Origin of the sequence: Amycolatopsis sp. w19 (assembly GCF_051373225.1) — a bacterium.
In the GTDB taxonomy this organism is placed as follows: domain Bacteria; phylum Actinomycetota; class Actinomycetes; order Mycobacteriales; family Pseudonocardiaceae; genus Amycolatopsis; species Amycolatopsis japonica.
Genome location: NZ_JBPQFM010000001.1, coordinates 120,647 through 140,675 on the forward strand (window position 1 = coordinate 120,647; position 20,029 = coordinate 140,675).

Annotated in this window: 18 protein-coding genes; 5 read left to right on the forward strand and 13 right to left on the reverse strand. The window is 69.4% G+C overall.

The window, feature by feature from the left end; all coding sequences use genetic code 11:
• Window positions 1–64 precede the first annotated feature (64 nt).
• The 5 genes from ACSMFO_RS00510 to ACSMFO_RS00530 are packed head-to-tail and all read right to left on the reverse strand — an operon-like array spanning window position 65 to window position 5,999.
• Window positions 65–1,507: a chondroitinase-B domain-containing protein gene (locus tag ACSMFO_RS00510; protein ID WP_436456293.1), complete on the reverse strand. Its 1,443-nt coding sequence runs from the start codon at window positions 1,505–1,507 to the stop codon at window positions 65–67.
• A gap of 13 nt (window positions 1,508–1,520) precedes the next feature.
• Window positions 1,521–2,858 (reverse strand): alpha-L-fucosidase, encoded by a 1,338-nt coding sequence (locus ACSMFO_RS00515; RefSeq protein WP_436457050.1) that lies wholly within the window; start codon window positions 2,856–2,858, stop codon window positions 1,521–1,523.
• Window positions 2,855–3,721, reverse strand: a complete 867-nt coding sequence (locus ACSMFO_RS00520) for a carbohydrate ABC transporter permease (RefSeq protein ID WP_436456295.1) — start codon at window positions 3,719–3,721, stop codon at window positions 2,855–2,857. The genes ACSMFO_RS00515 and ACSMFO_RS00520 overlap by 4 nt, the downstream gene beginning before the upstream one ends.
• Window positions 3,718–4,674 carry a carbohydrate ABC transporter permease gene (locus ACSMFO_RS00525; protein WP_360096588.1) on the reverse strand — a complete coding sequence of 319 codons (957 nt, stop codon included), beginning with the start codon at window positions 4,672–4,674 and terminating at the stop codon, window positions 3,718–3,720. The genes ACSMFO_RS00520 and ACSMFO_RS00525 overlap by 4 nt, the downstream gene beginning before the upstream one ends.
• Window positions 4,671–5,999: a sugar ABC transporter substrate-binding protein gene (locus ACSMFO_RS00530; RefSeq protein ID WP_436456298.1), complete on the reverse strand. Its 1,329-nt coding sequence runs from the start codon at window positions 5,997–5,999 to the stop codon at window positions 4,671–4,673. Before ACSMFO_RS00530 ends, ACSMFO_RS00525 begins: the two co-directional genes overlap by 4 nt.
• A gap of 182 nt (window positions 6,000–6,181) precedes the next feature.
• On the opposite strand from ACSMFO_RS00530, the gene ACSMFO_RS00535 reads away from it, so the two are divergent.
• Window positions 6,182–7,189 (forward strand): hydroxyacid dehydrogenase, encoded by a 1,008-nt coding sequence (locus ACSMFO_RS00535; RefSeq protein ID WP_436456300.1) that lies wholly within the window; start codon window positions 6,182–6,184, stop codon window positions 7,187–7,189.
• Window positions 7,189–7,740: an alpha/beta fold hydrolase gene (locus tag ACSMFO_RS00540; RefSeq protein WP_436456302.1), complete on the forward strand. Its 552-nt coding sequence runs from the start codon at window positions 7,189–7,191 to the stop codon at window positions 7,738–7,740. Before ACSMFO_RS00535 ends, ACSMFO_RS00540 begins: the two co-directional genes overlap by 1 nt.
• Before the next feature lie 4 nt (window positions 7,741–7,744).
• On the opposite strand, the gene ACSMFO_RS00545 is transcribed toward ACSMFO_RS00540, so the two are convergent.
• On the reverse strand, window positions 7,745–8,884 hold the full coding sequence (locus ACSMFO_RS00545) for an epoxide hydrolase family protein (RefSeq protein WP_436456304.1): 1,140 nt from the start codon (window positions 8,882–8,884) through the stop codon (window positions 7,745–7,747).
• Window positions 8,885–8,961: 77 nt separating this feature from the next.
• On the opposite strand from ACSMFO_RS00545, the gene ACSMFO_RS00550 reads away from it, so the two are divergent.
• Window positions 8,962–9,525, forward strand: a complete 564-nt coding sequence (locus ACSMFO_RS00550) for a CGNR zinc finger domain-containing protein (RefSeq protein WP_436456306.1) — start codon at window positions 8,962–8,964, stop codon at window positions 9,523–9,525.
• A 214-nt stretch (window positions 9,526–9,739) separates the two neighbouring features.
• Here the strand turns inward: ACSMFO_RS00550 and ACSMFO_RS00555 are convergent, their stop codons facing one another.
• Complete coding sequence (locus ACSMFO_RS00555; RefSeq protein WP_436456308.1) at window positions 9,740–10,831, reverse strand: aldo/keto reductase; 1,092 nt, start codon at window positions 10,829–10,831, stop codon at window positions 9,740–9,742.
• A 41-nt stretch (window positions 10,832–10,872) separates the two neighbouring features.
• The gene (locus ACSMFO_RS00560) at window positions 10,873–11,337 is read right to left on the reverse strand and encodes a DUF6130 family protein (RefSeq protein WP_436456310.1); all 465 of its coding nucleotides are present in this window, start codon (window positions 11,335–11,337) and stop codon (window positions 10,873–10,875) included.
• 158 nt (window positions 11,338–11,495) lie between these two features.
• Here ACSMFO_RS00560 and ACSMFO_RS00565 point away from each other — a divergent pair, with 158 nt between their 5' ends.
• Window positions 11,496–11,741, forward strand: coding sequence for a hypothetical protein (locus tag ACSMFO_RS00565; protein WP_436456312.1), 246 nt, complete (start codon window positions 11,496–11,498; stop codon window positions 11,739–11,741).
• On the opposite strand, the gene ACSMFO_RS00570 is transcribed toward ACSMFO_RS00565, so the two are convergent.
• The 4 genes from ACSMFO_RS00570 to ACSMFO_RS00585 form a co-directional block, all read right to left on the reverse strand.
• Window positions 11,738–12,739, reverse strand: coding sequence for a LysR family transcriptional regulator (locus tag ACSMFO_RS00570; RefSeq protein WP_436456314.1), 1,002 nt, complete (start codon window positions 12,737–12,739; stop codon window positions 11,738–11,740). The two genes, ACSMFO_RS00565 and ACSMFO_RS00570, sit on opposite strands and share 4 nt — an antisense overlap.
• Window positions 12,736–13,377, reverse strand: a complete 642-nt coding sequence (locus tag ACSMFO_RS00575; RefSeq protein ID WP_436456316.1) for a sigma-70 family RNA polymerase sigma factor — start codon at window positions 13,375–13,377, stop codon at window positions 12,736–12,738. The genes ACSMFO_RS00570 and ACSMFO_RS00575 overlap by 4 nt, the downstream gene beginning before the upstream one ends.
• A complete protein-coding gene (locus ACSMFO_RS00580) occupies window positions 13,362–14,699 on the reverse strand; it encodes an alpha-lytic protease prodomain-containing protein (protein WP_436456318.1) in 1,338 nt (445 codons plus the stop codon). Before ACSMFO_RS00580 ends, ACSMFO_RS00575 begins: the two co-directional genes overlap by 16 nt.
• Window positions 14,700–15,040: 341 nt before the next feature.
• Window positions 15,041–16,609 carry a tannase/feruloyl esterase family alpha/beta hydrolase gene (locus ACSMFO_RS00585; RefSeq protein WP_436456320.1) on the reverse strand — a complete coding sequence of 523 codons (1,569 nt, stop codon included), beginning with the start codon at window positions 16,607–16,609 and terminating at the stop codon, window positions 15,041–15,043.
• A 131-nt stretch (window positions 16,610–16,740) separates the two neighbouring features.
• Between ACSMFO_RS00585 and ACSMFO_RS00590 the strand changes: the two genes are divergently transcribed.
• Window positions 16,741–19,431, forward strand: coding sequence for a helix-turn-helix transcriptional regulator (locus ACSMFO_RS00590; RefSeq protein ID WP_436456322.1), 2,691 nt, complete (start codon window positions 16,741–16,743; stop codon window positions 19,429–19,431).
• A gap of 62 nt (window positions 19,432–19,493) precedes the next feature.
• Here ACSMFO_RS00590 and ACSMFO_RS00595 read toward each other — a convergent pair whose 3' ends face one another.
• A complete protein-coding gene (locus tag ACSMFO_RS00595) occupies window positions 19,494–19,925 on the reverse strand; it encodes an organic hydroperoxide resistance protein (RefSeq protein WP_037336829.1) in 432 nt (143 codons plus the stop codon).
• Window positions 19,926–20,029 lie beyond the last annotated feature (104 nt).

Here is a 20,029-nt window from a genome sequence, read left to right on the forward strand (position 1 = left end):
GGTGGGGCTCACGCCGGCGTGGGCTGACGCCGGCGTGAGCCCGGCTCTGATGTCGACCGCCTCGCTACGGAGCGGCGGGGCCGACGTCCGCGGTGGTGAGCGGCCGGTTGGCGATGGCGGCCGTCGAGTACTCGTCGGCGCCGACGTCACGCAGGCTGCCGCGGGCCTGACCGTCGATGTCCAGCGTGACCGGCGCGGTCGAGAGGGTCGCCGCGTCGATCGCCGGGCTGCCCGCGGCGAGCCGCGAGACGCCGTCGGTGCCCTGCACGAGCTTCGGGTCGACCCGGCGGAAGGTGCCCGCCGGGATGTTGCCGTCCCCGCCCGAACCCCACAGGATGTTGCCGGACCAGGTGAAGTTGCCCGTGGTGCTCATCGCGACCAGGTCGCCGCTGCCGCTGACGAAGAGGTTGTCCGAGATCGTGCAGTCGCGCGGTTCGATCGTCCGTTTGGTCTCGCCGGCGAGCGTGCCGCCGTTGTTCAGCAGCGTGTTGTGCGCGATGAGCACGCGGTCCGCCGCGTCGTTGCCGCGCCGTGATTCCTTCGATTCACCCGGGAAGTGGTCACGGACGGAGCCACTGCCGACGACCAGCGCGGTGCTGGACACCCCGGCGACGTAGTTGTTGAGGATCTTGTGGTCGTTGCCGTAGATCCGGATGCCTTCCTTGCCGCCGAGGATGAAGTTGGATTCGACGACGGTCTTGTTACCGTGGCGCAGCACGATGCCGCCGAGGCTGTTCCGGATGGTGTTGTTGCGGATGAAGTTGCCCGACGACTTGACCGAGATCGCCTCCGGGTCGCCGTTCGCGCGTTCGAACAGGTTGTACTCCACCGTGGCGCCGGCGGTGCTCAGCGCGCGCGGGCTGACGCCGAGCCGGATCGGCTCGCCGCCGTTGTCGCCGGGGAACGTGTGGTCGGAGAAGTAGTTCCGTACGACGTGGACGCCGGTCGCCATCTTGTCTTCGTCCGCGCCCTCGATGCAGAGCATGACACCGAGCGTCGTCTTGTGGTGGAAGTGGTTGCGGTCGACCTTGCTGTAGTCGGCGCGGATCATCACCCAGTGCAGGCCTTCGATGTCGGCCAGCTGGAAGTCGTTGCGGGTCAGGCGGATCCGCGAACAGTTCGCCGGGATCTCCAGCGTGGTGCTCTGCCGGAAGTTGAATCCGCTGAGCGTGACGCCGGTGGAGTCGTCGAAGACGAAGCTCTGCTCGCCGTTGAACGTCACCCCGCCGCGGGACTGCGCGACGATCGTGATCGGCTGGTCCTTCGTACCGCGCCTGCCCTTGACGCTGACCGGCTTGCCCGTCGGCACGGTGTACGCGCCGTCGTTCACCGTGATGACGGTGCCGGGGACGGCCTGGTTGATCGCGTTCTGCAGTTCGGTCAGCGAACCGACGTTCAGTGCGCAGAGCCGCTTCGGCTTGGCCGACGCCGTGCCCGCGGTGACCCAGGGGACGGTGATCAGCGCGGCGCCGAGGGTGGCGCCGCTGAGGAACCTTCTGCGATCCATGATGCCTCCGTGCTCAATCGGTGGGGCGGGTTTCGGCGGCGGGGCTTTCGGTGCTCAGGAACAGTTCGATCACCGGGACCGGGGTGTCCGGTTTCCGGATGGGGAGTTTCAGGGTGAGCGTGCCTTCCGGCTGCCCGCCCATCTGGGTGTTCTGCGCGGTCTGCCCGGGATCCGTGTGCACCTGCCGGATTTCCGAGGCGTCGTCGAGCAACTGGGCGTAACGCACCCGCCCGGCGAGCCCTGGCAGGTGGACGTGGTTCATCGGCCAGCTGAACAGGTGCAGGTACAGCCGGTCCCCGCGCTGGGTGTAGCGGCCGTCGGCGGGCGCGGTGAACTCCGAGGGACCGCAGCCGCGGATGGAGCGTTCGTGCCGGTCCATCCAGCGGCCGATCTCTGCGAGCACCTCGTGCGCGCGGGGGTCGATCTCGCCCCTGCCGTTCGGTCCGACGTTGAGCAGCAGGTTGCCGTCCTTGGACACGCCGTCGACCAGCATCCGGATGAGCAGTTCGGGGCTCTTGTAGTCGAGGTTGTCGCGGTCGTAACCCCAGCTGCCGTTCAGCGTCTGGCACGCCTCCCACACCACGGGGACACCGTCGCGGGTCATCGGGCCGGAGGGCTGGTACTGCTCCGGGGTGATGAAGTCGCCGGGGATCCCGGTGCGGTCGTTGACCAGGATGCCGGGCTGCAGTTCGCGGACCAGCGCGAGCAGGCCGGGGGAGTCCCAGTCCTCCGGTCCCTTACCGCCCCACCATTCCTTGCGGCCCTTGTAGGAGAAGTCGAAGAACAGGTAGTCGATCGTGCCGAAGCGGGTGAGCAGTTCGCGCACCTGACCGTGGAGATAGAGCTGGTACTCGGCGATGTCGGCGTACTGGTGCGCCGCGATGTACTCCGCGTCGTCACGGCGGGGATGGGTGCCGTCGACGGGGAAAGCCGGGTGGTGCCAGTCGATCAGCGAGTGGTAGAAGCCGACCTTCAGGCCTTCCTCGCGGCACGCGTCGACGAACGGGCCGAGCAGATCCTTGCCGTACGGCGTGTTCGTCACCTTGAAGTCGGTGAGGTCGCTGTCCCACAGGCAGAAACCGTCGTGGTGCTTGGTGGTCAGCACGACGTAGGTCATGCCCGCGGCCTTCGCGGCCCGAGCCCAGGACCGCGGGTCGTACTTGTCCGGCTCGAAGTGGTCGAAGTAGACCCGGTACTGCTCGTCGGTCAGCTTCTCGTGGTTCTGCACCCATTCGTGCCGGGCGGCCAGCGAATACAGTCCCCAGTGGACGAACATCCCGAACCGGTCGTGGGTGAACCAGGAGGTGGAACTCACTGCAGGATCGCTCCTTGTCTGTCTTTGCTGGGTCAGCCCTTGAGCGCGCCCGAGGCCAGGCCGCGGACGAACGAACGCTGGAAGAACAGGAACGCGGCGACCGAGGGGAGCAGCGCGAGCAGCGACGCGGCCATGATCACGCCGGGCGTGACGTCCGTGTCGATCCGCAGTGTCCGCAGGGCCAGCGGCAAGGTGTAGGTCGAAGCGTCGGTCGACACCAGCAACGGCAGCAGATACTGGTCCCAGATCATCGTGAAGCCGAAGACGCCGATCACGCCGAGCGCGGGCTTGCACATCGGGAGGATGATCTGCGCGAAGATCCGCAGGTCGCCGGCCCCGTCGATCCGCGCGGCCTCTTCGAGCTCGCGCGGGACGTCCTTCATGAACTCGGTCATCACCAGGATCGAGAAGGCCCACGCGCCCAGCGGCACGATCATCCCGGCGAGGCTGCCGATCAGATTGAGGTGCACCACCGGCAGATCCGACAGGATCAGCGACAGCGGGATCGCGAGGATCTCCTCCGGCAGCATCAGCGTCGCCAGGATCGCGACCAGCACGAAGGTCATGAACCGGAACTTCTTGCGCGCCAGCGCGTAGCCCGCCAGCACCGAGATGACGACCTGCAGCAGCAGGCCGAAACCGACGACCAGGAAGGAGTTGAGGAGATACATCCCCACGCCCAGGTCGAAGGCGATCCCGAAGTTGCCCAGGGTCGGGCTGGACGGGACGACGCTCAGTGCCGTCGGGTCGGAGACGTCGTTGAACGCGCTGACCAGCAGCGCCAGCAGCGGCCCGGCGAACACCAGGAGCAGCAGGGCGTACAGGACGAACCTCAGGATCCGTCCGCCCGGCGATTTGACGGCGTCGAGGCCGAGCGCCGAATCGTTGGCCGCGGTCATGCGTCTCGCCTCCGTCGGAGCACCTGGACGAACAGGGTCAGCACGAGCGTCGCGAGGAACAGCAGGACCGCGCCCGCCGCACCGACGCCCAGCCGGTTCTGTTCCAGGCCGAGTTTGTAGATCAGGGTCATCGCCACCTCGGTCGAGCCGTTCGGCCCGCCGTTGGTCAGCAGGAACACTTCGGTGAACACCCGCAGGCCGCGGATCGCCGCGAGGACGAACAGGATCGAGAACACCGACCGCAGGCCCGGCAGCGTCACGTGGAGGATCTTGCGCCAGCGGGAGGCACCGTCCACAGTGGCCGCTTCGTAAAGTCCGCGGTCGATGCCCGCCAAACCGGCGAGGAAGATCATCATGTCGTACGGGGCGCCGCGCCAGATCCCGGTGATGATCACCGAGATCATCGACGAGTCGGGGTCGTTGATGAATCCCGACGGGCCAAGGCCGACCAGGCCGAGGATGGAGTTCAGCATCCCGTCCTCGGTCGGGTGGTACATGATCCGCCAGAGCTCGGCGACCACCGCGATCGGCACGACCACCGGGAGGAAGGCCGCCGAGCGCAGGAACTTCAGCCGCTTGCTCTGGCCCTCCATCAGCAGGGCGAGCGCGAGGCCGATGATCATCGACCCCGCGGTCTGCCCGATCGCGATCACGACGGTGTGCCAGATCGCGGAGTGGAACGCCTCGTCACCGAGGACGGTGCCGTAGTTCTGCCCGCCGACCCACTGGCTGCCCAGGTACGGCTGGACGTCCTGGAAGGACATCGTCACCGCGGTGATCATCGGGATGAACTTGAAGTACACGAACAGGATGAGGGCGGGGGCCAGGAACAGCCACGGCGTCCACCACTTCCCGTCGCGGTCGCTGCGCCTGCGGGCCTTCGGCGCGGGCGTCCGCTTCACGGCGGGACGGTCCGCGCCGACGGCCGCCGGCTTGGCGTGATCTACGGTCATGACGCGCTGATCCCCTGTTGCTGCAAGGTCGCGGTGAGCTTGGTGTCGAGTTTGGACAGTTCCGCCTTGAGATCGAGCTTGCAGTCGGCGACGAGCGCGCTGATCGTGTCGGCGCTGTCCTGGCGGACCGGCGTCCAGTTCGGGATGGACGGCGAGTAGTGACCGGAGTTGGCATAGATCTCGGCGTAGGTCTTCCAACGCGGGTCGGAGCGGACCTGGGTGATGTCGACGTTCTTGTTCACCGGGAGCTGCACGATGAAGGCGGTTTCGCCCTCCATACCGATCTTCTGGCCTTCGGCCGAGATCGCGAAGTCGCCGAAGGCGTCCTGGCCGGCCTGGTTCGGCGAACCGGCCATCATGTAGATCGACGCACCCTCGGCGAGGACGTCGGCGTTCTTGGCGCCCTTCGGCATCGGGACGACCTCGTACTTGTCCTTGCCGAGCGCCTTGTCGAACCGCGGCAACAGGTACGGACCGACGACGTACATGCCGGCCTTGCCCGCTTCGAAGGTCTCGTTGGTCGCCGGGGTCGGCATGGTGACCGCGCCTGGCTGGATCACGTTGTCCTTGCAGCCGAGGTCGCGGAACCACTGCACGGCGGCCACGGATTCGGGCGTGCTCATCGCGGGCTTGTACTTGCCGCCCCCGGTTTCGGTGATGAAGTCGCCGCCCGCGGCCCACAGGAAGTTCGAGAAGTACCAGGAGGCGTAACCCCGCTTGGTCGACAGCGTCGCGTTCAGGCCCGCGGTGTCGGCCTTGCCGTTGCCATCGGGGTCGCCGGTGGTGAAGGCCTTGGCGAGGTCCGCCAGTTCGGCCCAGCTCTGCGGGACGCTCTTCCCGAGCTTCTCCCGCCAGTCCTTGCGGATCAGCAGCGCCGAGGCCTGGGCGCTGAAGGGCAGGCTGTACAGCTTGCCGTCCGCGGTCTGGCTCGACTTCAGCGCCCGCTCGGTGAGCTCCGAGGCGTGCTTGATCTTGCCCTGCTCGACCTCGCGGAGAAGACCCTGGGTCTTCATCGTGCCCAGCTGCGTGAGGTCGTTCATCACGATGTCCGGCAGGTCGCGCTGGGCGGCGCGCTGGGCCAGCTTCGTCTCGAAGTCGTCGAAGATCGCGGTGACCTGCACCTTGAATCCCGTGGCCTTCTCGAAGGCTTCCGCGAGCCGCTTGGTGGCCTGTTCGCCGGCGCCACCGGGGGTCGTCCGGGTCCACAGTTCCAACGGCGCCTTGGTGTCCTGCGCGACGTTCGTTCCGGCGGGGCCTGCCGAGCAGCCCGAAAGGACCAGCGCTGAGACAGTGAGTCCCACGCCGATCCACCGCGATTTCCGCATCGCTTCTCCTGTTCACTGTGGACCACGCTGTCTACCTCGGAGGGGACGGTAAGCGCTTTCCCGGTCTCCGGTCAATGGTCCGATCATTACGAATTTCAATCGCCCGTGTTTGCCTCTGCGCGGGACTCGCCGTGCGTGGACCGGCTCAAGCATCCGATGTATGGTCGCCGCCGGAGGTAGGGATGACCGAGCAGCAACACCGGCCGACGGCACTTCTCGTGATGGAGGAACGCCGCCGCGGCGACGTATACCCCGAGGCCGTGCTGAAGGAGATCGAAACGCTGGTGGACCTGCGTGAGCCGCTCACCCGAGAGCGGCTGGCGGAGGACCCGTCGGCACTGGAAGGCGTCGAGATCCTGCTGTCCGGCTGGGGTGCCCCGGTGCTGGACTCCGTCCTTTTGGGACACGCGCGGGACCTGCGGGCCGTGCTCGTCGCGGCCGGCTCGGTCCGGCCGCTGACCACGCCCGAGTTCTGGGCGCGCGAGCTGCCGATCGTGTCCGCCGCGGCCGCGAACGCCGTCCCGGTCGCCGAGTTCACCCTGGCCCAGGTCCTCTTAGGACTCAAGCAGGTGCACCGCATCTCCCGCGAGATCCGGGAGCGGCGCGCCTATCCGCCGGATCCGCGGGTCGCGGGCGCCTACCGGTCCCGCGTCGGCCTGCTCGGCCTCGGCGAGATCGGTGCTCTCGTCGCGTCGCATTTGCGCGGTTTCGACGTGGAGGTGCTCGCGAGCGACCCCGTCGTCGACCCGGCTACCGCCGAAGGCCTCGGCGTGCGGCTGGTGGGCTTGGAGGAGCTGTTCGCCACGTGTCCCGTGGTGAGCCTGCACGCGCCGCTGCTCCCGGAGACCGAAGGCCTGGTCGACGGTGAGCTGGTCGCCAGGATGGGCATCGGCGCGACCCTGATCAACACCGCCCGCGGCGCCGTCGTCGACGAGCCGTCGGTCGTCCCGGTGCTGGCCGAGCGTCCCGATCTCACCGCGATCCTCGACGTCACCTGGCCCGAACCGCCGGAGCCGGACTCGCCGCTGTACACGTTGCCGAACGTGGTGCTCACCCCGCATCTGGCAGGCGCGCTGGGCGCCGAGCGTGCCCGGATGAGCGAACTCGTGGCCGGTGAGCTGCGGCGGTTCGTGCTCGGGGAGCCGCTGCGGCATGCCGTCGCGCCGGACCGGGCGCATCTGCGGGCCTGATGCTCGCGTTGCGGGAGACCGGTCCGTCCGGTGGGGTGCCCGTCGTCCTGCTGCACGCCCTGGGCAGCAAAGCGGGCACTTGGGACGATTTCGCCGGTCGCCTGGCTCGTCGTGTCGTGGCCGTCGACTTGCCGGGGCACGGCGACAGCGCCCACGTCGAGAACTACTCGCTCGACGCGATGGCCGACGGCGTCGGCGAGCTCCTCGGGGATGAAGCGGACCTGGTCGGCCACTCGATGGGCGGCCGGGTCGCCGTGCTGCTCGCCCAGAGGCTGCCCGGGCACGTGCGGCGGCTGGTCGTCGAGGACACCCCGCCGCCTCCGCTGGAGGCTCTGGAGCCGTTCGAGCCGTTGCCGTTCGACTGGCGGCTGATCGATCCGATCATGGCCGAACTACGCACGCCCGACCCCGCGTGGTGGGAGCGGCTCGGCGCGATCACGGCGCCGACCCTGCTGATCAGCGGCGGGCCGTCCAGCCATGTCGGCCGTGAGCCGCTGGAACGGATGTGCGGGCTGATCTTGGACTGCCGCCTGGTGATCTGTTTTGTATAACGACCTATACCGCTTGCCGTACGGCCGTGAGGCCCTCCTGCAGATCCTTGACGAAATACCCGGGAACCTCCAGCGACGGGAAATGCCCGCCTGCGTCGGGCGACCTCCAGCGGACGATCCGCCGGTACCGCTCCTGCGCCCAGGGGCGCGGATACTTCTCGATGTCGCGGGGATAGACGGTGATCGCCGCCGGGACGTCGACGCGGAGTTCGGGATCGAGGGAGTTGTGGCTTTCGTAGTAGATGCGGGCCGATGACGCGCCGGTCCGGGTCAGCCAGTACAGGGTGACGTCGTCGAGGATGCGGTCCCGGGAGATCGTCTCGAACGGGCTGTCCGCGGTGTCCGACCATTCCGCGAACTTGTCGAGGATCCAGGCGAGCAGGCCCACCGGTGAGTCGACGAGCGAGTAGCCGATGGTCTGCGGGCGGGTCGCCTGCTGCTTGGCATAGGCGGCGCGGTGATGCCAGAAGTCGTGGGTTTCCTCGGTCCACTCGCGCTCGGCCGGGGTCAGCCCCTCCGTCGTCAGCCCGGGCGGTCCCTCCGCGAACGTCGTGTGGATGCCGAGAACGTGTTCCGGGAATCTGCCGCCGAGGACCGTGGTGATGTTGCCGCCCCAGTCGCCGCCGTGGGCCGCGAACCTGTCGTAGCCGAGCCTGCCCATGAGTTCGACCCAAGCGGCCGCGATCTTTTCGGTTCCCCAGCCGGTGGTGGCCGGTTTGTCGCTGTAGCCGAAGCCCGGCAGCGACGGGACGACGACGTGGAACGCCGGTGTGTCCGGGTCCGCCGGTTCGGCCAGTTCGTCCACCACATCGACGAACTCGGCGATGCTGCCCGGCCAGCCGTGCGTCAGGACCAGGGGAGTGGCGTCCGCGCGGGTGGACCGACGGTGCAGGAAGTGGATCCCGAGGCCGTCGATGGTCGTGCGGAACTGCCCGATCCGGTCGAGACGCTTTTCGAACCACCGCCAGTCGTACTCGGTGCGCCAGTAGTCCACGACCTCGATCAGATCGGCGAGTGGAACACCCTGCCCCCAGCGGGGGACCGTCTCGGCTTCCGGTAGCCGCGCCGCGGCCAATCGCGCACGCAGATCGGCGAGGTCGGCGTCGGTCGCGTGGGCTTCGAAGGCTTGCACTTCGCTGGTCATGGGGCCTCCTCCTCGGAACCGGCTAAGACGGTTCTAACAGCTCGCCCCGTCCGGACGCAACCGGCTAAGGTGGTTCCATGCGTTCCGGCTTTCCCGACTTCCGCCTCGGCAGCGTGCTGGCGACCAGCTTCACGGCGACTCTGACGGAGCGTCGTGGTGAGGCCGTGGAGCGCATTCCCACACCGCGGCGGCTCGTGGACTGGCTGGCCGTGAGCGGCCTGGCCGTGGAGTCCTGCACCGCGGCCCAGCTCGACCTCGCCCGGGAACTGAGGGAAGCGATCCACACCGCCGCGACCGCGACCGCGACTCGGGAAGCCCTGCCTGCCGGCGCCGTCCAGGTCATCAACGACCGCAGTGTCCAGGGGCGGGCCGCGGCCGTCCTGATGCCCGACGGGGAACGGCGATGGCGGGTCGCCGACGTGGAAGACGCCCTGAGTGTGATCGCCGCCGACGCGATCAGCATCATCTCGGGCGAACGGGACGGGAAGATGGCCTTGTGCGCGTCGCCTACGTGTATGGCTGCCTTCTTCGACACCAGTCAGAGCCGCACGCGTAGGTGGTGTGACATGAACACGTGCGGGAATCGGCAGAAGAAGGCGCGGTTCCAGGCGAATCGGCGGAAGAACTCTGGGGATTCTTGAGCGGGCTTGGGGGCTCGTTGCCGGTAAACGGCGACGGGCTCGCATACCCGGGACTTCGCGACGTGCTGCTTTGGACGGTTGCCGGCAACCGGCAACCGTTCGGCGGCGGCGGTCGTGCATGGCTTGCCCGCCAAGCCCGTCGCCAGAAAACGGCAACCGGCTCATCGCACGAGGCCGCGCCCATTGCCAAAAAACGGCAACACGCCAAGACACCTCACCAGTTCCGCACCCCAGGCGCGTACCCCGCAGGCTTGTCCCCGACCTTCACCCCAGGCGACACCACCCAATTCTGATACTCGGCCGTGAACATCCGATACACCGACTCCGGCGGAACAGCACTCGCCGCGTCGAGGAGCGCCCGCAAATCCGGCGGTAGTTCGAAGTCCAGCGCCGCCATGCTCTTGCCCAGCTGCTCCGCGCTGCTCGCCCCGACGATCGCGGCCGCGACACCCGGCTGCGTCGCGACCCAGTTGATCGCGACTTGCGCCATCGTGACACCGAGTTCGTCAGCGACCTTCTCCAGCGGCTTCAGCAACGCCCAGTCCCGGTCCGTCCACGACTTCCCGGGGTTCCCCGGATCGCTCAGCCTGCCTTCGCCGGACGGCGTCTCGCCGGTCGGCCGGTACTTGCCGGTGAGGAATCCGCCCGCCAGCGGGCTCCACGCGGTGACGCCGAGCCCGAGATGGTGCCCCATCGGCACGTGTTCCGTCTCGATGGTCCGCTCGACGAGAGAGTAGGGCAGCTGAAGGTTGACGACCGGGGTCAGCGCGTTCGCCTCGGCGAAGCTCTGCGCTCGGGCGGCGTACCAAGCGGGCACGTCGGAAAGCCCGGCATAGCGGATCTTTCCCGCGCGCACCAGGTCGTCGAACGTGCGCATCACCTCTTCGACCGGAGTGACGCGGTCCCAGGTGTGCAGCAGGAACAGGTCGACGTGGTCGGTGCCCAGCCGTCGCAACGACGCTTCGAGTGCCCTGATCAGATGTTTGCGGCCGTTGCCGCCGGCGTTCGGGTCGCCGGGGTCGACACTGTTGGTGCACTTGGTGGTGAGCACGACCCGGTCGCGCACCTTCGCCTCGGCGATGAGGCGGCCGAGGATGGTCTCGCTTTCGCCCGCGGTGTAGAAGTCCGCGGTGTCGACGAAGTTCCCGCCCGCGTCGAGATACTCGCGGAAGATCGGGCGGGCCTCGTCCTCGGTCTTTCCGTATGCGGCATGGAAACCGCCGGTGCCGAAGTTCATCGTGCCGAGCGCGATCCGGCTGACGCGCAGTCCGGAGCGGCCGAGCAGGTAGTACTGATCGAGTGTCATAGGGAACTCCAGGATTTCAGAGACGGCTGAAGGCAGACTTTTCAGTGGTGTCCACTGTGGACGGGAACGACGAAGTTCACCGTCTTCTCGTCGAGGATCTTGTGCGTCGGATCGGCGAGACCGATCCACACTTTGTGCGGCCCCGCCGGCAGGGATTGGATGATCAGCGGTTCTCCGCTGCCGTCCGCCCAGTGCCACGCGGCGTCGTCGACGGTCACGTGGATGTGGCCGATCCGCGGTGAAACGTCCAGCGCGGCCGGGCCGTAGACCGGGACGATCCGGAGGTTTTCCGCCCGGTACCGCAGCACGACCAGCCCCATCGCCAGCAGTTCGGGCAAGGGCGCGTCCACGACCAGCGAAGGCGGCGGTTGCGAAGGCAACGGCACGACGGGAGCGGGCGACCAGCCGGCGGCCGCGCCAGGAGGTGCGGGCGCAGCCGGGGGAGCGCCGCACGCGGCGGTGAGCAGAACGGCGGTGGCGAGGGCGAACTTCCCCAAGACGGGCATGAATTCAAGTTAGGACCGGCCTGCGGACCGCGGCGCCCGTCGGACGACGTCATCGGTGTACGTCACCCGTGACACTTTCCGGTGATCGGCAGGTGAACCGGCCGGATCCGGGGAATACGCGGGACATCGACCCGCCAGGGGAAGAAAAGGAGAGAACGATGAAGTCTCGAATCGCCGCTGCGGCGGCCGCTGTCACGTTCTTGGTCTTCGCGGGCGCCGTCACCGCCTCGCCCGCCGCCGCGGACCCGGTGCCCGGCAGCCCGAACCAGTTCTACGCGTCGTGCGCGGTCGACCTGCTGGGCGTCCCGGTGGGTTGCCTGGAAACCGACGAAGTGCACGCGACGCATATCTGCCAGTACGTGCTCACGACGTTCGGGCTCGGCCTCGACTGCATCCAGCGCTAGGTCCCGAGCCAGCCGGGATTGGCCGCCGCCCACTCGGGAAGGCGGTGCCGGATCGCGGCCAGTTCGGTGATCGCGTGCACCAGTCCACTTCGGACAGTCTGGACGTCGACCGGCGACCCGTCGCGCCACAGCAGGAGATGCCGCGTCCTCAGCGGCACGCCCCGCAGTGCCACCACCGGGCCGGGCATCGCGGTACCGGAATCGAGGGACTGGGCGGGCGCCACCGCGCGGGGATCGCGCCGGACGGCCTGCCTCAGCACCGTCGGTTCCAGCTTCCGCACGGTGATCGTGCCGAGCCCGGCCCGGGCGCACTGATCGGTCAGGTGATCGTGGAACTCGTCGTCCCCGCCCGCGACCGCGAGCCAGGTCGAGCCGTCGAGTTCCGCCAACGACACCTCACCGCGTCCGGCGACGGGATGGTCCGGGGACACGATCACGAACACCGGCTCCGTCCCGACGGGAAGCATGTGGACACCGTCGGGCGGGACGATCTCCTGCCCGGGGTGATCCACGTACAGCGCCAGTTCCACCGTGCCGTCGAGAAGGGCGGAGAACAACGCGGTCCGGCCGGTCATCGCGAGCAACTCGACCGGACGGCCGGGCGCGGCCGCGGCGACCACACCGCTCAACGTCTCGGCGAAGACCGTCGGGAGCGCACCGATCCGGAGCAGCCCTTCCGACGGCGCGGTGTGGAACCGGCGGATCGCCAGTTCGAGGTCGTCCGCGGCGGCGAGCACGCGTCGCGCGTGGTTCAGCAGCACCTCGCCCAGGGCGGTGGGCCGCACGCCGTGCCGGTCGCGTTCGAACACCGTCCGTTCCAGCGCCCGTTCGACCCGGTGGAGCTGCGCACTCAGCGCGGGCTGGGAGAGTCCGAGCGCGGTCGCGGCCTTCGCGATGCTGCCCGCCGACGCGATCGCGTCGAGCAGACGCAGATGCCGGACATCGACTTCCACCGGCCAGGTATGGCCGTCCCCGGGACCGATGAGGGGGCTGATCACAGGTCTTCCTCGCTGATGATCGTGCGGAGTTTGTGCAGGGCGCGATGCTGGTTGACCCGGACCAGGCCGGGGCTCACCCGCAGGACCGCCCCTGTTTCGGGCGACGTCATCCCGACCGTGATCCGCAACAGGAGGATCTCCTGCTGGATACCGGGCAGGGTGCTCATCAGCCGCCTCAACCGGTCGTGGCCGTCGGCGGCGATGGCCAGCCGCTCGGGTTCGTCGGTCTCGGGTGTCGCGCGTTCGGGCGGATCGGATGTGGGTTCCGACCGATCCCGGGCTCGCCGCCGGAAGGCAGCGGCGACCTTCCGGGCGGCGATCCCGAGGACGGCGGCGAGGAAGGAACCGCCGGTCGTCTTCGTGGTGGGCAGCGCGGTGAGCACGGCGAGGCAGGTCTCCTGCGCGACGTCCTCCGCGGCGATCTCGCGCGCGTCCGTTCCGTCCATCCTGTTCCGGCAGTAGTCCGCGACCACCGGCTGGACGATGCTCATGAGCTCGTTCGTCGCCGCGGGATCACCGCGGCGGGCGCGGGGGACGAGGGATTCGAGATCCGCCGCCCACGCGTCGTCGTCAAGGGGAGGAGCCGCCCCCGGCGAGGTCGGGTCGCCGGGGGCGGTCCAGGTCAGGCGAGTTCCCAAAGCGCCGGCACGTTCGGCGGTTCCCAGCCGGGCATGGAGGTGTGCGGCTGGATGACCCGGTAGTTGCTGCCGCCGTAGCTGGCGGTCGCGCCGGAGCCGTAGTACGTGTACGGCGCCCAGGTGCCGCCCGGCGGGTTCGACGTCGTCGGGCTGGTCGGGGTGGTGGGCGTGGTGGTGGTGCTGGACGGCGGGTTGCCGGTGACCATCAGCCGCAGGTTGTAGACGCTCAGGATCTCCGAGATCGGCTGGAAGTAGATGGTGCCGCCGGAGGTGCAGTTGCCGGAGCCACCGGAGGTGACGCCCTGCGCCTGGTCGCCGGTGATCCACGAACCGCCGGAGTCGCCGGGCTCGGCGCAGACGTTGGTCCGGGTCAGGCCGGTGATGGTGCCCTCGGGGTAGGTGACCGACGTGTTCTTCTGCAGGATGGTGCCGCAGTGCCAGCCCGTGGTGGAGCCGGAACGGCAGACCGAGGAGTTGACCGCGGCCTCGGTCGAACCCGCCACCGGCACGGTGCCCGGGTAGCGGTTCACCAGCGCGCGCGGGGTGTTGCCGGCGTCGGCGCGGACCCAGGCGTAGTCGTTGCCGGGGAAACTGGAGCCGGCGACGGTCCCGCTCGGGTTCGAGGTGCGGGTGCCGGTGGTGCCGCAGTGCCCGGCGGTGACGAAGCCGCCCTCGACCGGGAAGCCGATGGAGCAGCGGCCCGAGCCGAAGGTGTAGGCGTTGCCGCCGATGATGTCGATCAGTGCGCGCGGCTTCTCGGCGCTGGCCTCGATCCGGACCACATCGGACGGCACACCGGACTCGGCGGCCCACGACTTCGCGGCGGCCTCGCCACCGGCGTTGGCGAGCACGACGATCGAGTTGGTGGTGACGTCGGTGTACCAGCCGGGCACGGTCTTCGGTGCCTTGGTGGACTTCGCGTCCAGCCGCAGTTTCGCGGCGTCGAGGTCGGAGGCGCTGCGAGCGACCGTCTTCGGCGTCGCGCCCGCGGCGCGCACCAGGTCGGCCTGGGCGGCGTCGGTGACGGCCACGGTGAGCGTGGTCCCGGTGGAGTCCAGCCACGATCCGGCGTAGGACGTGCCGAGCTGCTTCTTCAGCGTGTTGTCGGCGACCGCGGCACGCTGCTCGCTCGCGAGCCGGAGCTTGGCCTGCTCGGGGCTGATCTTCAGGTCGCGGGACATCGCGGCCAGCATTTCGGACTGGGCCTGGTCGCCGGCGGTGGCTTGTTGACCGGCGCTCGCGCTGGGGGTCAGGGCGATGGCGGTGACCAAGCCTGCCCCGGTTATGGCCGCTGCGGTCGCGGCTAAGATCTTTCTGTTCATTTCAACGCTTTCCTCGAAACGGGCGGGGGAGGGGGATTCGTTCCCGACCGTACGAGGCGTATCACTCGACTGGTACATACCATTTGGGTCATATCGCCCGGCTGTGACGTGGGGCGATATGGCGAGATTCCGTGCCGATCCGGCTGACGATTTCGTTGCGGTGCAACGGTTTTGCCGTCTTCGGGAGAAGTGGTGCGCCACCGCGCGAGATGCGCTGTCGCGGTGTCCACTGTCGTCAATACCGTACTTTTGAGGGGTAAGGCAAAGAGTTCTCACAGAGTGAGGAAGTGCCCGTCGTGCCGGAGGGGGCGCCGGCACGACGGGCACGGGTCTGGCGAACCTCAGCGGACGGTGCAGCGGTAGCTCGACGCCGCCGCGGGATCACCGTGGCCGCGGTACCGCGAAAGCTGCGGATACGGGCAGAGATCGCGGGTCTTGCCGCCGTTCGCCGCGGGCAGGGTCGCCGGTGCCTTGCCGTGTTCGACCCAGTCGACGAGCGCGCCCAGCGCGTTCGTCGGCGTGGCGCCCGCGCCGCCGCCGCAATGCGCGACACCCGGCGCGAGGAACAGCCGGTAGAAGTCGTTCACCCGCTTCGAACCGCCCAGTTCGCGCTCCACCTCGTGGCGGTACCGCAGGGTGCCGCCCGGCGGGATGAGCTGGTCGTCGGTGCCGACGAAGGTGATCAGCTTGCCGCCCGCCCGGCGGAAGTCCGACAGGTCCGGATCGGAGGTCCCGATGACGTCGTCGTATTCCCGCACCGACTGGCGGAACAGGTCGGCGAACTGGCGATAGGTGAGCTTCTCGGTGTCGAACCCGGGCTGCTTCTTCAGGAACGTCTGCACCCAGCCCACCGCGACCGGGAAGCCCGGAGCCGTCGTCACCGGGCCGAAATCCGCTCCCTTGGGCAGCCCTGCCCAGAGCCGTCGTCCGTGCTCGTCGGTCGGCCCGGCCCAGATCTTGCGCACGACTTCGGCGTCCGCCGCGGTGACGGTGACCTCCCTGTCGCCGCAGAGCACCTTCGTGCCGATGAGCGACCGAGGGTCGTAACCGCACTCGTCGGGCCGGTCGACGATGCCGTTCGTGACGCCGTCCCGGCCGTCGCAGGCCTTGATCGCGGCCTGCTGGAAGGCGGTGAAGACGCAGGTCGCCGGGTAGGTCTTCTCCTGGTTCATCACGACTCGCGGCCAGAGCGTCGCGACCGCGAACTCGGCCCAGTGCACGGCGGGCGCGTTCGCCAGGACACCGTCGAAGTCGCCCGGATACCGCTGCGCTTCGGAGTAGCCCTGACGGCCGCCGGTCGAGCAGCCGTTCCAGTACGAGTAGGCGACTTCCCGCTGGTAGAACCTCTGCGTCACGTCCTTCCCGACGAGGGCGGCCTCGTGCACGGACCGGGTCGCGAAGTTCGTCACGAGAGGCCTATTGATCTCGCCGTGGGAGGTGAGCGCCCAGGACGTGTCGAGGAAGGTCAGGGGGACGCCGGCGTCCGTCGTCACGCCGCTGAAGCCGTCCTTGACCGCCTGGACGAGCGGGGCGCCGAAGTCACCGGCGGTGTACGCGCTGCCGCCGACCGCCTGAAGCCTGCCGGTCCACCCGGTCTGCGGCAGGGTGACGGCGACCTTGACGTGGTCACCCGCCGTGCCGTGGGTCAGGGTGACGGTGATTTCGCAGTACGCGGGTACGTCGGTGATCGTGGCGGGGGCCGTGAACGGGGTGGGCGGGAACGTGACGGTCCCGCCGGGCTTCTGCGTCGCCTGGACGGATTCGATCCGCGCCCCGTCCGGCGCCGCGACGGGGACCGCCGCGCACGCCGCCGCCGCTTGGGCGGGCGCCGTCTGGGTGACCGAGGTCAGCACCAGCGGCAGCAGGGCGGCCAGCGGTGCCGCCGCCAGGAACAACTTCTTGCGTCTCATCACTTTCCCGAAGCTAGGCCGATCGTGTTGACACGCCGTCTACATCCTGTGGACGCCGCCGGTCCTAACCGGACCGTTTGGGTATCGTCGGACGGGCGGCCGCCCACGGCCGACGGGAGGAATGCCGCACCATGCCGCTTTTCGGACGGGAAGCCGAGCTGAAGGACCTGACCGAACTCGTCGACGGTCCCGCCGCGGGCTGCGGCGGCGTCCTCGTCGAGGGCGAGCCGGGCGTCGGGAAGTCCGCTCTCGTCGCGGAGGCCGTGGCCACGGCGACGCTCGGTGGCCTGCGGGTTCTGCGCGCGACCGGCGTCGAGGCCGAACGCAATTTCGCGTACGCCGCGCTGCACCAGCTGCTCCATCCGGTCCGGGCGGGCGCCGACCTGCTGCCCGCGCCGCAGCGTTCCGCGCTGTGGGTGGCACTCGGGCTGGCCGAAGGGGCGGAGCCGAGCGCCTACCTGGTCGGGCTCGCCGCGCTGACGCTGCTTTCGGAGGAGGCGGCGGCCAAACCATTGCTGATCGTCGCCGAAGACGTCCAGTGGATGGACCGCGAGAGCGCCGACGTGCTCGCGTTCGTGGCCAGGCGGATCGAGACGGAACCGATCGTCCTGATCGCGACCCTGCGGGACGGGGAGCCGTCGTCGCTGCGCGACGCGGGACTGTCCTCAATGGACCTGGAACGGCTTCCCGAAGAGGTGGCGGCCGAGCTGCTCGACTCCGTCGCCCCCGGGATCACCTCGCCGGTCCGCTCCCGGATCCTCGCCGAAGCCGATGGCAATCCGCTGGCCCTGACCGAACTGCCGTCGGCCGTGACCGACACCCCGGATCCCGTGCTGCCCCTGACCGAGCGGCTCGAGCGCACGTTCGGGGCCCGGTTCACCGCCGTGCCCGAACCGGCCCGCACGACCTTGCTGGTCGCCGCGCTCAACGAAACCGGCTCGCTCACCGACACCCTCGCGGCGGCGTCGACGCTGCTGGGTGAGGACGTCGAGCCGTCGGGGCTGGAAGCGGCCGCCGAAGCCCGGCTGATCGACCTCGAAGCCAGGACGGTGTCGTTCCGGCATCCGTTGATGCGTTCGGCCATTCCCGCTTCGGTGCCGACCGAGGAACGGCGACGCGCGCACTTGAGCCTCGCCGAGATCCTCCGCGGACAGCCGGATCGCGCCGCCTGGCACTGGGCGGCGGCCGCGACGGGCGCCGATGAGAACGTGGCACGGGAACTGGAGAACGCCGCCGACCGCGCGCGGCATCGCGGTGGTGTGACGGCCGCCGTCGCCGCGTTGGAGCAGGCGGCGTCGCTGAGCCTCGATCCGGAGCGCCGGGCGGACCGGTTGCTGCGCGCGGCCGAACTGGCCGTCGAATCGGGCGGTCGTGAGACGGCGGAACGGCTCGTCCGCGACGCACGCGCGGGAGAGCTCACGTCACGGCAACGGGCGACGGCGAGCTGGCTGCTCAGCGGGTTCGAGGACGGCGCTCGCGAGGACCTTTCACGGATCGCGGAACTGGCGCGGCTGGCCGAGTCGATCGCCGAGGACGGGTACCCGGATCCGGCGATGCGCGTTCTGTGGGGTGCCGCCATGCGGTGTTTCTGGGCCGAACCCGGTGCGGACACGCGGCGGACGCTGCTGGCCGTCGCGGACCGTCTCCCGGTGGAGAACTCGGATCCGCGGCTGGTCGCTGTCGCCGCGTACGTGGCGCCGTTCGACCGGGCCGAAGCCGTGCTCGGCGAGCTGCGCGGACTCGCCGCCGCCACCGGTGCCGATCCCGAGGTCGACCGCTTTCTCGGCAGCGCGTCACTGCAGGTCGGCGCGGTCGATCTGGCCGCGCGGTTCTCCGCGGCCGCGGCTCCGGGGCTGCGGGCACAAGGCAGGCTCGGGCTGTTGCCGCGTGCCTTGGCGGTCCAGGCGTGGAGCCGGGTCCGGCTCGGTGACCTCGCCGGGGCGGTGCCTGCCGCGGCGGAGGCGGCCAAATTCGCCAAGGAGACCGGGCAGCCGTTCATGTACGGGCTCGCCACCGCGGTCCAGGCCGAGATCGCCGCGCTGCGGGGTGAGCACAAACAGGCCAAGACGCTGGCCGACGAGGCCGAACGGACCGCGCTCGCCGCCGGTGCCCGGCCGGTACTGGCGACCGTGCGACTCGCCAGGGGGATCGCCGCGTCGAGCGAAGGCCGCTTCGACGACGCGTTCGCCGATCTGCGGCGTCTCTTCGACCCCGCCGATCCCGCCTTCCAGCCGGCGCTGCGCGTCTACTTCGTCGCGGAACTCACCGAGGTCGCGGTCCGGGCGGGACAGGTCGAGGCGCTGCGCGAGATCGTCGCGGAGATGGAGCGGCTCGCCGTGACGACTCCCGCCCCCGCTTTGCACATCGGCCTGCGGTACGCCCGCGCCGTGCTCGAACCGAGCGACGAACAGTTCGAGACCGCGCTGGGGGCGGAACTCGACGGCTGGCCCGCCGAACGCGGGCGGCTGCACCTGGCGTACGGCGAATGGCTGCGGCGGCAACGGCGCGCGGTGGACTCGCGGGCGCATCTGCGCACCGCGCGGGAGACGTTCGACGCGCTCGGCATGACCGCGTGGGCCGAGCGGGCGCGCCGTGAACTGCGGAGCGCGGGGGAATCGAGCCCCAACCGCGGCCCCGACGCGCGGGAGAAGCTGACCCCGCACGAGATGAGCATCGTGCAATTGGCCGCCGAAGGTCTGACGAACCGGGAGATCGGGCAGCGGCTCTACCTCTCGCACCGGACGGTCGGCACGCATCTGCACCGGATCTTCCCGAAGCTCGGGGTGAGTTCGCGGGCGGAGCTCAAGGGCCTCGTGTCATGAAAGGGTCGTTCAGGACGAAAAACGTCCTGAACGACCCTTTCATGACATCCGGGGACCGCGGCTCACGCGACGGTGGCGTCCAGCGTGACCTCGACGTTCCCGCGCGTCGCCTTGGAGTACGGGCACACCTGGTGCGCGCCCTGGACCAGTTCGTCGGCGGTGGCCTGGTCGATGCCGGTGGCCTCCAGGTGCAGCGCGGCGCTCAGGTGGAACTCGCCCGCGTCCGTGTCGTGGTGCAGCGTCACCTCGGCGACGACCGCGAGGTCTTCCAGCTTCACCTTCTTGACGCCCGCGACGCGGCGGACGGCGCCGACGAAGCAGGACGCCCAGCCCGCGGCGAACAGCTGCTCGGGGTTCGTGCCGTCGCCGGAGCCGCCGAAGGCCTTCGGGACGGCGAGGCCGACGTCGAGCACGCCGTCGTCGGAGGTCGCGCGGCCGCCGTTGCGGCCTTCCGCGGTCGAAGTGGCGACGGCGGTGTACGTGGTTTCAGACATGCCGCAACCGTAGGAATCCGGCCCTGACCTCGGCGACCGTCGGATGACGTCATTCCTGTACGTCATGGTGGACGACGTACGCCGACGACGTCGTCCGACGGTCG